Origin of the sequence: Flavobacterium sp. CF108 (assembly GCF_900129795.1) — a bacterium.
Classification (GTDB): Bacteria; Bacteroidota; Bacteroidia; order Flavobacteriales; family Flavobacteriaceae; genus Flavobacterium.
In genome coordinates this window covers 386994-402044 of the sequence record NZ_FQWW01000003.1, presented here as the reverse complement: position 1 = coordinate 402044, position 15051 = coordinate 386994, and the positions used below count along the sequence as shown (strand labels likewise).

General features: G+C 34.1%; 9 protein-coding genes. 5 read left to right on the top strand and 4 right to left on the bottom strand.

What is annotated here, in order from left to right; all coding sequences use genetic code 11:
* Positions 1 to 69 precede the first annotated feature (69 nt).
* From BUE10_RS10455 to BUE10_RS10445, 3 genes are read right to left on the bottom strand one after another with little or no spacing between them, the layout of a single operon-like run.
* On the bottom strand, positions 70 to 1146 hold the full coding sequence (locus tag BUE10_RS10455) for a chorismate-binding protein (RefSeq protein ID WP_073484843.1): 1077 nt from the start codon (positions 1144 to 1146) through the stop codon (positions 70 to 72).
* The gene (locus BUE10_RS10450; RefSeq protein WP_073484841.1) at positions 1139 to 3199 is read right to left on the bottom strand and encodes a M48 family metallopeptidase; all 2061 of its coding nucleotides are present in this window, start codon (positions 3197 to 3199) and stop codon (positions 1139 to 1141) included. The genes BUE10_RS10455 and BUE10_RS10450 overlap by 8 nt, the downstream gene beginning before the upstream one ends.
* A 33-nt stretch (positions 3200 to 3232) precedes the next feature.
* On the bottom strand, positions 3233 to 3661 hold the full coding sequence (locus BUE10_RS10445) for a PaaI family thioesterase (protein WP_073485269.1): 429 nt from the start codon (positions 3659 to 3661) through the stop codon (positions 3233 to 3235).
* Positions 3662 to 3984: 323 nt separating this feature from the next.
* On the opposite strand from BUE10_RS10445, the gene BUE10_RS10440 reads away from it, so the two are divergent.
* The 3 genes from BUE10_RS10440 (at position 3985) to purL (ending at position 11851) form a co-directional block, all read left to right on the top strand.
* Positions 3985 to 5493, top strand: a complete 1509-nt coding sequence (locus tag BUE10_RS10440; protein ID WP_073485267.1) for a hypothetical protein — start codon at positions 3985 to 3987, stop codon at positions 5491 to 5493.
* A gap of 336 nt (positions 5494 to 5829) precedes the next feature.
* A complete protein-coding gene (locus BUE10_RS10435) occupies positions 5830 to 7674 on the top strand; it encodes an endonuclease (RefSeq protein ID WP_073484840.1) in 1845 nt (614 codons plus the stop codon).
* 505 nt (positions 7675 to 8179) lie between these two features.
* Entirely contained in the window at positions 8180 to 11851 is a 3672-nt protein-coding gene (purL, locus tag BUE10_RS10430; RefSeq protein ID WP_073484838.1) for a phosphoribosylformylglycinamidine synthase, read from the top strand.
* Positions 11852 to 12113: 262 nt separating this feature from the next.
* Here the strand turns inward: purL and BUE10_RS10425 are convergent, their stop codons facing one another.
* On the bottom strand, positions 12114 to 12398 hold the full coding sequence (locus BUE10_RS10425) for a hypothetical protein (RefSeq protein ID WP_073484836.1): 285 nt from the start codon (positions 12396 to 12398) through the stop codon (positions 12114 to 12116).
* A gap of 247 nt (positions 12399 to 12645) precedes the next feature.
* Here BUE10_RS10425 and BUE10_RS10420 point away from each other — a divergent pair, with 247 nt between their 5' ends.
* Positions 12646 to 13077 carry a hypothetical protein gene (locus BUE10_RS10420; RefSeq protein WP_073484834.1) on the top strand — a complete coding sequence of 144 codons (432 nt, stop codon included), beginning with the start codon at positions 12646 to 12648 and terminating at the stop codon, positions 13075 to 13077.
* 178 nt (positions 13078 to 13255) lie between these two features.
* Positions 13256 to 15034, top strand: coding sequence for an AMP-dependent synthetase/ligase (locus BUE10_RS10415; RefSeq protein ID WP_073484833.1), 1779 nt, complete (start codon positions 13256 to 13258; stop codon positions 15032 to 15034).
* The last annotated feature ends 17 nt before the right edge of the window (positions 15035 to 15051 follow it).

Sequence of the window (15051 nt, the reverse complement as noted above, 5' to 3'; positions counted from 1 at the left end):
TATTCTCTATTCTCTATTCTCTATTCTCTATTCTCTATTCTCTATTCTCTATTCTCTATTCTCTATTCTCTATTCTCTATTCTCTATTCTCAAAACTCTTTTCATCGTCATGGATTTATTGACGCTTTCCTCCCACTCTTTTTCGGGAATACTTTCTCTTGTAATGCCGCATCCCATATATAAAATTGCTGTTTTATTCTGAATCTGCATGCTGCGCAAATTTACGAATAAATCAGAACTTGTTTTACTTCCCGCAAAACTGCTGTTTAATTCACCCAGAAAACCCGTATAAAAAGTTCTGTCGTAGTTTTCATTTTCTATAATAAACGCTTTTGCTTTTTTCTTTGGCAAACCGCAGACTGCCGGAGTTGGATGAAGCGTATCAATAACTTCTTCCAGAGTTGAATTCTCGTTTAAAACTCCCGAAATGTCCGTTTTAATATGCCAGATCGATCCGGCTTTTAAACTATACGGCTCTGTAACCACAACCGAATTGGCAACTTCTCGTAAACGTTTTACAATAAAATCAGTAACATATTGCTGTTCGTCTTTTTCCTTTTGTTCCCAGCGAATTTCGGTTTCTAAATTTGCTTTTTGTGTTCCTGCCAAAGCGGTTGTTTCAAAAACATTTCCGTTTGCTTTTAGCAATTGTTCCGGCGTTGCGCCCATCCAAAGTCCAATTTTAGGATGAAAAAAACAATAACAAAAAGTCGTAGGATATAATTGAACCAAATGCTGAAAAGTTGAAGCAAAATCAAATTCGGATAAATTTACTTTTTCGCTTCTTGATAAAACTACTTTTTTGAATTCTTCGTTTTTAATGGCCTCGATTCCTTTTGAAACTAAACCTTCATATTGATTTTTGGCTTCTGCATCAAATTTTTGATCATCAGATTCAGTTACTTCAAATGCAGTAATTTCCTTGTCAGCACTAATAATTTCCGATTCATTTTCGGGAATTAAAATAAGTTGCTTTTCATCAAAAGAAGCAAAAACAAATCCTTTTTCGCTGTAATCCGTAATTTTATATAAAGTGTCATTTTGCTGCAAAAGCCCAAAAACACTTGAAGTATTAGGTTTAGAATAAATTACAAAAGGTAAATTTTGATTGTAATGTTGTTTTGTTTTTGAGAAAAAATTATTCATGATTTAATAGTTGAACTTGATAATCTAAAAGTTCTTTTTTTGTTTGAAAGAATGTTTTTGATATAACAATCTGATAATTATGGATCGATTCAGATAATATCTGCAATAGTTCTTCCATGTATTGATTTCCATTAAAATAAACCCAATCTTCAGACAAATACTTATTAAAAGCAACTCTCATATCGATTGTTATGGTTTCTCTATACTTATTATCTTCTAAGATTTTTTCTATTTGATTTTTAAATTTTTCTTCTTCATTTTTAAGCAAAATCATATTCTGCTTAATTACATCAACCGTACATGTTCTATAAATAAATTCAGAAGCATTTATCATTTTAATATAAAAATCGACCTTTTCATCATAGCTTTTATCCAGTTCAAAAAGGTCTTTGTAAAGTTTTTTGAATTCTTCACGTTTATTTTGATTGTTTGCCAGCGCTAAAAAATGAAGATAGATTTGTTTATCATTTTCGATAATTTCATCTTTAGCTTTCTTTAAATCAACTTCCAGTTCATTCACTAATTCCTGCGCATTTTTAGCAGAAATTTTATGTCCGTCATACGAAAATGATTTTATTTTAAAATTACCGTTTGCGATTTGTTTTAATGTATCAATATCATTTTGAAGCGAAATTGTACTGTAAACTAAATCTACTTCCGAATTGCTGAATAAATCTTTAAGCTCTTTTTTTGAAGATTCTTCTCCTGAAAAATCTAAATCAAAAACCTCCGGATTTTTGCTGTCATAATACTTATTATAAATTTCATTAAATGAATTGGCAAAAAAATCATTCTTGTATTCATTAAAAAATTCCTCATTTTGATGAAAAACAACCGCATTCGAATAGGTAACAGAAGAAAACAGCTTATTAGTAAACTTACTTTGTAATTCAACTCCGTTTTGAAATAACCCAATCGCTAATGCTTTGCTGTCATTTACAACATCCAGATTCAATTTTTCTAACTCCTTAATTCTGTCTTCAGTACTTGGATGCGTTCCCCATTTATTTTCGATAACCAGTTTAGATTTATTAAATCTGTTTAAAAAATCAGGAGTTAATTGCGGTAAATCATTTTCAACTTCTAAATTACTGTTTGCAGCAATAAAATTCATTACAAACGACTGCTGTGAATATACGTTTTCTGTAGCGATAGAATCTGGGATTTTCTTTCCATAATAATCTAATACAGTATTAAAAGAATGATCTGCAAGGTCTAATCTTAATAAAGAAGTAATTAATGGTTTAGATCCTGTAACACTTGCTGCAACGGCATCTGCATGAAATTCCATTTGTCTTGACAACGCATGATAGCTAATATTAACCACATTATAAACCTGTCTCAAAACCCATTGAATTCCGGTAACAATTTTAACAGCAAGTGCAGTAAAAAAAGCAAAATAACCATTAACGCTGCCCCAGCTTTGAGCTATGGAATTATAGGAATCATTATCATAAAGCATGTTATGAATAATTTGATTTACATTGTAAACATAACTTCTTACTTTCATACTTTTTTGAGAGAAATGCCCAAATTCGTGCGCTAAAATTGCTTTAAGTTCTATCTCTGAAACAGAATTTACAAGTCCAACACCAATTTGCAGATTCTTTTTGATTGGCAGAAACATACTCCAAAAAGTAGAATCGTAAAATACACAAGCGTTTACATCAGAAGACAAATAAACTTTTTTAGGAAAATCTGTTTGGACTTTGTTGACAATTTCATCAATAAAAGCAAATAACCTTGGTTCTTCTTCGCGGGTTATTTCAATTAAATGAGAACGATCGACCTTATGTTTTACAAACATAAATTTAAAAAGGAAAATTAAAACAAGTATTCCCATACAGAGTAATCCTGCTCCAATCATAATGGTTATAAACGCTGGTTTTGCAATTATAATTGCTATTCCACCAGCAGCCGCGAGAGCTGTAATACCAATTCCGCAAAGAATTAAAAAGATATAAACTAGTAAAAAGAACAAAACAGAAAGAATCGCTTTTGTGGTCATCTTTTTGAAAGTAGAAGAAACTTGGGCCTGGTAATTTTGGGTCATTAAACTTAAAAGGTTAGATTATTAAGATATTTTTTAAATTTTCTTTTTGTCTAAAACAATATTCGTAAGCTTACAAAGCGAAATCAAATTCCCGGCTTCATCCGTAATTTTAATTTCCCAAAGATGAAGACTTCTACCTTTGTGAATAATTCTGGCTGTACCAAAAACTACACCTTCGCGAATGCTTTTTAAATGATTTGCAGAGATTTCTATACCGCGGACTTCTTGTTCTTTTGGATTAATAAAAAAGTGCGAAGCTGCACTTCCAACGCTTTCTGCCAAAGCTACTGAAGCTCCGCCGTGTAATAAGCCCATTGGTTGGTGAACACTTGGATTTACAGGCATTTTTGCAGTTAAAAAATCTTCCCCAGCGTCGATATATTCTATTTTTAGCGTTTCCATCAAAGTGTTTTTAGAAAACTCATTGCAGTACGCTATAATTTGTTCTTTTGTATAATTCATTAAAATGGACTTTAAAATCGTAAAATTAAAGAAAAGATGAGATACAAATTCGAAAATCATATTCTAAAATTAAACTTCAAACATGTAAGTTTTTTGCTATTTTTACAAAAACAATCAAACATCAATCTTTGGCTGGAAGTTTTTTTTGCCACAGATTACACAGATTAAAAGGATTTAAAAATATACCGCCACGACTCGACCGAAGGGACAGACGAAGTAATTGCAAAAATTTTCACAAATTAAAATTCGCAGAAATTTGTGCAATTCATGGCGAAAAAAAATCTTTTTAATCCTTTTAATCTGTGGCAAAAAATAAAACAAATATGCGTCAATACTTTGTACTCTTTATTTTCGGAATAATTCTAGCTTTTAGTTCCTGCCGAACTGATTTTGATACCGTTGTCAGTACCGGAGATTTAAAGTTTTCAAAAGACACCGTTTATTTAGATACTGTTTTTAAAAACATTGGTTCAAGCACGTATCAGCTTAAGGTTTACAACCGAAGTAAAAACGATATTTCGATTCCAATTGTACAGCTAAAAAAAGGTTTAAATTCAAAATACCGAATGACGGTTGACGGAATGAGCGGCAACAACGGAAAGATTTTTAAAGATGTTACACTTTTAGCCAAAGACAGTTTGTATATTTTTATAGAAACAACAGCAGATATTACAGATGCTAATCCTACTGATTTTTTATATACCGATGAAATTCAGTTTGACAGCGGTGCCAATCTTCAGGAAGTGGCTTTGGTAACATTAATTCAGGATGCTGTATTTTTATTTCCAAAGCAAAATGCCGACGGAACTAAAGAAAAAATACAGATTGAAGGTAAAGATGTCGACGGGTTTTATCTCGAAGAAAATGATCCTGAAAACGGAAATGAATTGATTTTTACCAAACAAAAACCATACGTTATTTACGGTTATGCCGGAGTTCCAGAAAATAAAGCGGTAACTTTTGAAGCCGGTGCCAGAGTGCATTTTCATGCTAATTCTGGTTTGTATGTTGGAGATAAAGCTACTCTTCAAGTTAACGGAACTGCATCGACAACTGAGAAACTCGAAAACGAAGTTATTTTTGAAGGCGATCGTTTAGAATCTCTTTATTCTGATATTCCGGGACAATGGAAATCTGTTCTTTTTGCAAACGGAAGTACAAACCACTCAATCAATCATTTGACTTTAAAAAATGCCATTGTTGGTTTGGATTTTAAAAATCAGTTAAATACAATTGAAATCAAAAATACACAGATTTATAATTGTGTCGAATACGGAATTTTAGCCCAAAATGCCCACATCAACGGTGAAAATATCGTAATCAATTATGCCGGAATTGCAGGTTTATCTTGTGTTTACGGCGGAAATTACAGCTTTACACATTGTACCTTTAATAATAACTGGCAAAGCAGTTCGCATTTTGCAGTTACCCTAAGTAATAGTTTAGCCGGAGCATCTCCAGAAACAAATCCGTTGACACAGGCGACTTTCAATAATTGTATTATTTATGGTTCCAGCACGAATGAATTCAATTTACAAAAAAATGCAAGTGCTGCTTTTGTTTATCAGTTAAATAACTGTCTGTTGAAATTTGGAAGCACAACAAATCCTGATTATCAATTTAAAACTGATACAGAACATTACACCAATATTATAGTAAACGTAAATCCGAAATTTTATAATGTTTCTAAAAATCAGCTGAATATTGATAAAACTTCTGCCGCTTTCGCGAAAGGGAATCCGGCGTATGTAATTCTGTTAGACATTTTAGGAACTACCAGAACTTCTCCCCCAGATTTGGGTGCTTATCAAAGTAAAGATTTCCCTAAATAGAAGTTTTGTCATAAAGGCACTGACGCAAAGTTTTTAAACCATATAAGTGATATAAGAGATTTAAGTTCTGTGTGAATTTTGCTCGCTAAGTCGCAAAGATTTTTTGCTTTACTTACAAATCAAACTTTGCGACTTTGCGACTTCGCGAGATTAAAAAACTTCGTGCCTTAGCGCCTTCGCGGCAGTAAATTCAACAGTAAGAAAATATACCTCAAAATTAAACATCGCTTAACGTTTCGTATTCATAAAAGTAATAGATTTGCTACAATACTTATTTAAAATTCTAAAATCCAGAACTTTAAAAAGTATTACAACCAAACTTAACCCCCTATTTTTATGAAAAAAAATTACTTTTTACTGTTATTGCTTTCTGTTACGATTGGCTTTGCCCAAATTCCTTCTGGTTATTACAACACCGCAACCGGAACAGGTTATACTTTAAAAACTCAATTGTACAACATTATTAAAGGTCATACTGATAATGGATATGCTGGTTTATATACCACGTACCAAACATCAGACGTTGACAATTTTTACGAAAATGACGGAACAGTATTAGACATGTATTCTGAAAATCCATCAGGAACAGATCCATACAATTACAGCACAGGAAGTACACAGCGTTGTGGAAATTATTCCGTTGAAGGCGATTGCTATAACAGAGAGCATATTATTCCACAATCTGTTTTTAATGAGCAGTCGCCAATGGTTGCCGATGCACATTTTATAACTCCAACAGATGGAAAAGTAAACGGAATACGTTCTAACTACCCGCACGGAACGGTAAGTTCTGCAACTTATACTTCTCAAAATGGAGGGAAATTAGGATCAAGTTCTGTTTCTGGATATTCAGGAACTGTTTTTGAACCTATCAATGCTTTTAAAGGAGATATTGCCAGAATGTATTTTTATTTTGCAACTCGCTACGAAAATACTGTTGCCGGATATTCTTATGCAATGTTTGACGGTTCAAGCAATAAAGTTTTTACAACAGCTTTCTTAAATCTGCTTTTGGCTTGGAATGCACAAGATCCTGTAAGCGCGAGAGAAATTGCAAGAAATAATGCCATTTATGCACGTCAAAATAATAGAAATCCATATATCGATCATCCGGAATATGTAAATCAAATTTGGGGCGGAACTCCTTCTGGAGATACTCAGGCACCAACTACTCCAACAAGTTTGGCTTCAACATCAAAAACAGCAACTTCAATTTCACTTTCGTGGACAGCTTCTACAGATAATGTTGCAGTAACTGGTTATGATGTTTATGCAAATAGCGTTTTAAAAACAACTGTATCTGGAGTTACGGCTACAATTACAGGTTTAACAGCTTCTACAGCTTATTCTATTTATGTAAAAGCAAAAGATGCAGCCGGAAATGCTTCTGCATCAAGCAATACTATTTCGGTTACAACCAACAGCAGCGGAACAGGAACTGCTACAGATTTGCTTTTCTCTGAATACATTGAAGGTTCTGGAAATAACAAAGCTTTAGAAATTGCAAACAATACAGGAAGTTCTGTTAGTTTGTCTGCTTATACTATTAAAAAACAAACCAATGGTGCTGGTTCATGGAGTACAGGTTTAGCTTTAAGCGGAACTTTAACAACAGGAAGCAAATTTGTAATTGTAAACAGTTCTATTTCTTCAAGCTGTTTTTCTCCAAGCTCTGCTAACATTTCAACAACGGCAACTGAATTAACTTTTAACGGAAATGACGCCGTAGGTTTATTTAAAAATGGAGTTCTAATTGACGTCATCGGAACTTTTAATGGAGGAACAGCTAATTTTGCTATAGATGTTACTTTAAGAAGAAAATCAACAGTAACTTCTCCAAGTACGACATTCAATTTAAGTTCACAATGGGACTCATTTACACAAGATACTTGTAACAATTTAGCAAGCAAAATAGCGAAACCAATTGAGGAAGAAGTGGTAGAACTTTCAGATGAAATTGTGGTTTTCCCAAATCCTTCTGACGGAATTTTTAATATTGTTTTAGACAATTCTGATTCTCCTTATTCGATAGAAATCCTTTCCTTTTCAGGACAAAAAGTTTTCGAAAAACAAAACGCATCAGATTCTGTAATATCTGTAAGTCATCTTTCAAGCGGAATTTATATTGCTAAAATTACAAGAGATTCAAAAACTATAATTAAAAAGATAGTTATCAACTAAATATTTTTGTTCACACAGATTTGGCGGATAAAGCAGATTAAAAATTTAATAAATATTGACACAGATTTATTAATAACTCTACCCAAAAAAATCTGCATAATCTGCTGAATCTGCGTGAAACAAAAAAACTTTGCATACAAGAAGACGCACTGCTGTGCGCCTCTAAATTCTGATAAAAAATTTTTTTTTCACGCAGATTTTGCAGATATAGCAGATTAAAAATTTAATAAATATTGACACAGATTTATTGATAACTCTACCCAAAAAAATCTGCTCAATCTGCAAAATCTGCGTGAAACAAAAAAACTTTGCGTCTTAGCGCCTTTGCGAGATTAAAACACTTTCCTTTTTCAAGAAAACCTTACATGCCAAAAGACGCACTGCTGTGCGCCTCTACACATGGTAAAAAAATACCCATCTTTTTTAAAAGAGTTTGTTATCAAATTTGTGCTTACTATTTATTTACACTAAATTTGCAGCTCAATACAACAAACTACACATCACAATGATCCATTTCTTTGAAAACCAAAGCAAAACTGTTTTTGCCGTACAAACGCAAAACGAAATTTCAGCTCAAGACATTTCAAAATTAAACTGGCTTTTTGCCGACTCTAATAAGATCGAAAAATCCGCACTGACGGGTTTTTTTGTTGGTCCCCGCGCCACTATGATCACACCTTGGAGTACAAATGCTGTAGAAATCACTCAAAATATGGGTGTTCCGGGCATTATCAGAATTGAAGAATTTCACCCGGCAACGGAAAATTTTACTGATTTTGATCCGATGCTTTTCCAAAAATTCAATGAATTAGATCAGGAAATTTTCACTATCAACATTCAGCCGGAACCAATTCTGGAAATTGATGATATTGCCACTTACAATAAAGTAGAAGGTTTAGCTTTAAGCGAAGAAGAAGTTGAATATTTAAATAATCTTTCGACTAAACTAGGAAGAAAGTTAACTGACTCTGAGATTTTTGCTTTCTCACAAGCCAATTCAGAACACTGTCGTCACAAAATCTTCAACGGAACTTTTGTTATTGACGGTGAAGAAAAAGAAACTTCTCTTTTTAAATTAATCAAAAAAACATCTCAGGAAAATCCTAACGATATAGTGTCTGCTTACAAAGACAACGTTGCTTTTGTAAAAGGACCAAAAGTGCAGCAATTTGCACCAAAATCGGCAGACAAACCTGATTTTTACGAAATAAAAGAATTTGATTCGGTTATCTCATTAAAAGCCGAAACACACAATTTCCCAACAACTGTTGAGCCTTTCAACGGAGCTGCAACAGGTTCTGGTGGAGAAATTCGTGACCGTTTAGCTGGAGGTCAAGGTTCGTTACCATTAGCAGGAACTGCGGTTTACATGACTTCATATTCTCGTTTAAAGTCTTTCGACTCCGCTCAGGATGACAGAAAATGGGAAAATGCTCTTGAAGAAAGAAAATGGTTGTACCAAACTCCAATGGATATTTTAATCAAAGCATCAAATGGAGCTTCTGATTTTGGAAATAAATTTGGTCAGCCGTTAATTACAGGTTCTGTTTTAACTTTCGAACATTCAGAAAACGACCGTAAAATTGGTTACGATAAAGTAATCATGCAAGCGGGAGGAATTGGATACGGAAAACTGAATCAATCAATTAAAAAGAAACCACAAGAAGGCGATAAAATCGTAATTCTTGGAGGAGAAAATTATAGAATCGGAATGGGTGGTGCTGCGGTTTCGTCTGCAGATACTGGAGCTTTCGGTTCAGGAATCGAATTAAATGCAATTCAGCGTTCAAATCCTGAAATGCAAAAACGTGCTGCAAACGCCATTCGTGGTTTAGTAGAAAGCGACAATAACCCAATTGTTTCGATTCACGATCACGGAGCTGGAGGACACTTAAATTGTCTTTCTGAATTGGTAGAAGAAACTGGAGGTTTAATTGATTTAGACAAATTACCGGTTGGAGACCCTACTCTTTCTGCAAAAGAAATTATTGGTAACGAATCTCAGGAAAGAATGGGATTGGTTATTGGTCAAAAAGATATTGATACATTACAAAGAATTGCCGACAGAGAGCGTTCGCCAATGTATCAGGTTGGAGATGTAACGGGAGATCACCGTTTTACATTTGAATCAAAATCAAATGGTTCAAAACCGATGGATTATGCTTTAGAAGATTTCTTCGGAAGTTCTCCTAAAACGGTTATGACAGACAAAACTATCGATAGAAAATATGCTGATGTTGCTTACAACGCAGGAGATTTTGAATCATATTTAAAAGACGTTTTACGTTTAGAGGCTGTTGCTTCAAAAGACTGGTTAACGAACAAAGTTGACCGTTGTGTTGGAGGAAAAGTAGCGAAACAGCAAAATGCAGGTCCGTTACAATTGCCTTTAAATAATGTTGGGGTTATGGCTCTGGATTATTTAGGAAAAGAAGGAATCGCAACTTCTATTGGGCACGCTCCTATCGCTGCTTTGATTGATCCGGTTGCGGGAAGTAGAAACGCTATCGCAGAATCTTTATCAAACATTGTTTGGGCGCCAATTAAAGATGGTTTAAAAGGAATTTCATTATCTGCAAACTGGATGTGGGCTTGTAAAAACGAAGGTGAAGACGCTCGTTTGTATGCTGCTGTTGAAGGCTGTTCGGAATTTGCAATTGAATTAGGAATCAATATTCCGACAGGAAAAGATTCACTTTCGATGAAACAAAAATATCCAAATGACGAAGTAATCGCGCCGGGAACGGTTATTATTTCGGCTGGAGGAAACTGTACAGATATTAGAAAAGTAGTGGAACCGGTTTTACAGAAAAACGGAGATTCTATTTATTATATCAATTTGTCTCAGGATGATTTCAAATTAGGAGGTTCATCTTTTGCACAAATTAGAAATACAATCGGAAATGAAACTTCTACTATAAAAGATGCTTCTTTCTTCAAAAATGCTTTTAACACAATTCAGGAATTAATCGGCGAAAGCCAAATTTTAGCCGGACACGATATCGGAAGCGGTGGTTTAATCACTACTTTATTAGAATTGTGTTTTGCTGATGTAAATCTTGGAGCTAAAATTGATTTCAGCGCTTTCGCGGAAAAAGACTTATTGAAAATCCTTTTCGCTGAAAACATCGGAATCGTATTCCAAGCTAAATCTGATACAACTGTTGAAGCTAAATTGAAAGCTAATAATATCGAATTCTTCAAAATTGGTTCAGTTCAACAAACTGCAACTTTGGAATTTGGAGATTATAAATTGGATATTCCAACTTACCGTGACGTTTGGTTTGAAACTTCTTATTTATTAGATCAAAAACAATCTAAAAACGGAAGAGCTCAGGCACGTTTTGAAAACTATAAAAATCAGGTTTTAAATTATACTTTCCCTGCGCACTTTACAGGAAAAGCGCCTGTCATCTCGAGCGGAGTCGAGAGGCCAAAAGCAGCTATTATTCGTGAAAAAGGAAGTAATTCTGAGCGTGAAATGGCAAATGCAATGTACTTAGCAGGTTTTGACGTAAAAGACGTTCACATGACCGATTTAATTTCTGGTCGTGAAACTCTTGAAGATATTCAGTTTATTGGTGCTGTTGGAGGATTCTCTAACTCAGACGTTTTAGGTTCTGCTAAAGGTTGGGCTGGAGCTTTCTTATACAACGAAAAAGCAAAAACAGCTTTGGATAATTTCTTCAAAAGAGAAGATACTTTATCTGTTGGAATCTGTAACGGATGCCAATTGTTTATGGAATTGGAAGTTATCAATCCGGAGCATGAAGTTCATGGAAAACTATTGCACAATGAGAGCCAAAAACACGAAAGTATCTTTACATCTGTAAAAGTTCAGGAAAACAACTCTGTTATGTTATCGACATTGGCAGGAAGTACTTTAGGAGTTTGGGTTTCTCACGGAGAAGGTAAATTTAAATTACCTTATTCAGAAGATCAATACAACATTGTTTCTAAATACGCTTACGAAGGTTATCCTGCAAACCCTAATGGTTCTGATTATAACACGGCAATGATGTGTGATAAAACGGGAAGACATTTGGTTATGATGCCTCATATTGAGCGTTCAACTTTCCAATGGAACTGGGCACATTATCCAAAAGACAGAAATGACGAGGTTTCGCCTTGGCACGAAGCTTTTGTTAATGCCAGAAAATGGATTGAGAAAAACTAAAAATATATTTTTATTAAAGCGCCCGAATTTTATCGGGCGTTTTTTTTGCCGCGAATTACACGAATTTTCACTAATTCTTTTTTTATAGCCACAGATTAAAGGATTAAAATGATTGTTTATTTTCCGTTAATGCTGGTAAATAAAAATTAATTCGTGAAAATTCGTGTAATTCGTGGCGATTTTTATAATCTTAAAATGCTTTTTTAGTCTTTAAATAAAATAAAAATACCCCGACGCTATCCCTAAATCGAGGCATTTTTTTTTAGTCTTTAAATGCTGATGCAATTCCGGTTATGACATTGGCTGCTCCAAATGCAAATAGCCCTGAGGCAACTGCATTTTGGCCTGCAAAAAATTGAATTTCTGCAATTGCATTACTAAAGAATAAGCCGCCGGCAGCTCCCGCAACCAGTCCTATTCCAATTAATACAATAGTCCACCACGGTTCCGGATCCGGAGGCGGCGGAGGGCTTCTCCAAAAGCGTTTCCACCAGCCTGGATATTTGGTACCGCACCAGCCCATTGCTAAATAGAAGGCAGTTTCCATAATTATTTTGGTTGATTAGTGCCTACTCTATGTGCTTTTCGGCTTCCGCATTTAATTCGGGTAAAAATAGAATAAGCCAAATCTAAATTAACAAGGTAATCTACTGTTTTTAAAAGGGGAAAAACACGGTATTTTTTAGTTGAATCAAATTCTTCTGTTTTAATCAAAATTTAAGTTATATTCGCTACATAAAAATTAGCCGCTGATTTTTATAAATGCCAAAGAACACTTTTAAACCTACATAGAAATGAAAGCCGTACATTTATTACTTATTACGTTATTTTTTGCTGCCTCAAAATCATACTCACAAGCTGAAGTAAATGTAATAACCCACAATTCAAAAGAGCGTTATATCACGACCACTATTGGCTTTCCTGTTCAGGGAACTTATGCTCCTATTGGTTTAAAACAGCCTGTTACCGTTTTAAATCCTGATGGAACAGGTTCTATTCAGGCCGAAGATTTAAGCAAGCAAAAAATCAATTGGGGAATTGAATGTACTGAAGAAGGAACTCCGGTCTTTAAAGAAGGTTTCAACAGTAAGTCTTATACATTTTGGTACAGGCCAGTTGAAGGTAACGAATGGTTCTATTCTCAATTCTCCATTCATTTTGTTAAGAAAAAAATGTTCTTAATGGGTGAAAGAGTAAAAGAATACGAAGATTATAACGTACAATAGTCTTTTAAAACTTCCTCGCAAATTAAATTTTTCTTGGTTTTTGGGAATATTTGCTATAAAAAAGAAAACGTTTTCGTAAATTTTTAATAGTCTCTATAAATTTTCCCATAAAATTCCATAAAATAAAAAATCATACCTTATTTTTATTTAATTTGCAGTAAAATTCAATATATTAAACATGGTTTCAATCACACGACTTTTTGATTTTCCCTATTATCAACAAGAAACTTATAACCTTCCGGTTGCACTTGCAACTAAAAAAAATGGAGTCTGGGAAAAAACATCCAGCGCAGAATATATTGCAAAAGCTAATGCCGTTTCGAGAGCATTATTGCGCATGGGCATTCAAAAAGATGATAAAATTGCCTTAATTACTTCAAATAACAGAACCGAATGGAATGTGATGGATATTGGTATTTTGCAGACTGGTGCGCAAAATGTTCCCATTTATCCAACTATTGCTGAGGAAGATTACGAATATATTTTAAACCATAGCGGAAGTATCTATTGCTTTGTTTCTGATGATGAAGTATATCAAAAAGTACAAGCTATTAGAGCTAACGTTCCTACTTTAAAAGAAGTTTATTCTTTTAATGAAATTCCGGGCTGTAAACATTGGTCTGATTTATTATTAGCAGGAGAAGACAACAGCAATCAAAGTGAAGTTGAAGCCAGAAAAGACAGCATCAAAACGGATGATTTAGCTACTATTATTTATACTTCTGGAACTACCGGAAGACCAAAAGGCGTTATGCTTTCTCATAAAAACATTGTTTCGAATGTTTTAGACAGTGCGCCAAGAATTCCGTTTGATCCGGGAAAAAGCACTGCATTGAGCTTCTTACCAATCTGCCATATTTTTGAGAGAATGATTTTATACATTTATCAATATTATGGGGTTTCGGTTTATTTTGGAGAATCGATTGATAAAATCAGTGACAACTTAAAAGAAGTTCGCCCAACAGTTATGACGGCTGTTCCGAGGCTTTTAGAAAAAGTTTACGATAAAATTTACGCAAAAGGAACTGAATTAACAGGTATCAAGAAAAAACTGTTTTTCTGGGCTATTGATTTGGGCTTAAGATATGAACCATACGGAGCAAATGGCTTTTGGTATGAGTTTCAACTAAAAATTGCCCGCAAACTTATTTTCAGTAAATGGAAAGAAGGTTTGGGAGGAAATTTAGATTTAATGGTTTCTGGAAGTGCCGCTTTACAACCGCGTTTAACAAGAGTTTTTGCTGCTGCAGAAATTCCGGTTATGGAAGGTTACGGTTTATCTGAAACTTCTCCGGTAATTGCGGTTAACGATCAAAGAAACAAAGGTTTTAAAATTGGAACTGTTGGAAAAGTAATTCGCAACGTTGAAGTTAAGATTGCACAAGACGGAGAAATTCTTTGTAAAGGACCAAACGTAATGTTGGGTTATTTTAAAGATGAAGAAAAAACAGCTGAAGCTTTACAAGACGGATATTTCCACACGGGAGATATTGGCGAAATTGACAGCGAAGGTTTCTTAAAAATTACAGATCGTAAAAAAGAAATGTTTAAAACGTCTGGCGGTAAATATGTCGCACCTCAACTTATCGAAAATGCAATGAAACAATCTCGTTTTATTGAGCAGATTATGGTTGTTGGTGAAGGTGAAAAAATGCCGGCAGCTTTTATTCAGCCAAATTTTGAATTTGTAAAAGAATGGGCTAAAATCCATAAAATTAATGTAGGAGATTCTAATGCAGAAATTGCTTCAAATGCAGACGTTATTAAACGTATTGATGAAGAAGTGGAAGGCATCAACGAGAAATTTGGACATTGGGAAAAAATCAAACGTTTTGAGCTTACTCCAGATGTTTGGTCTATTGATGGCGGACAGCTTACTCCTACTCTAAAATTAAAACGTAAAATCATTAAAGAAATCTATAAAGATCTTTACGCTAAAATCTATAATCACAATTAATCAAAATAATTTAACCA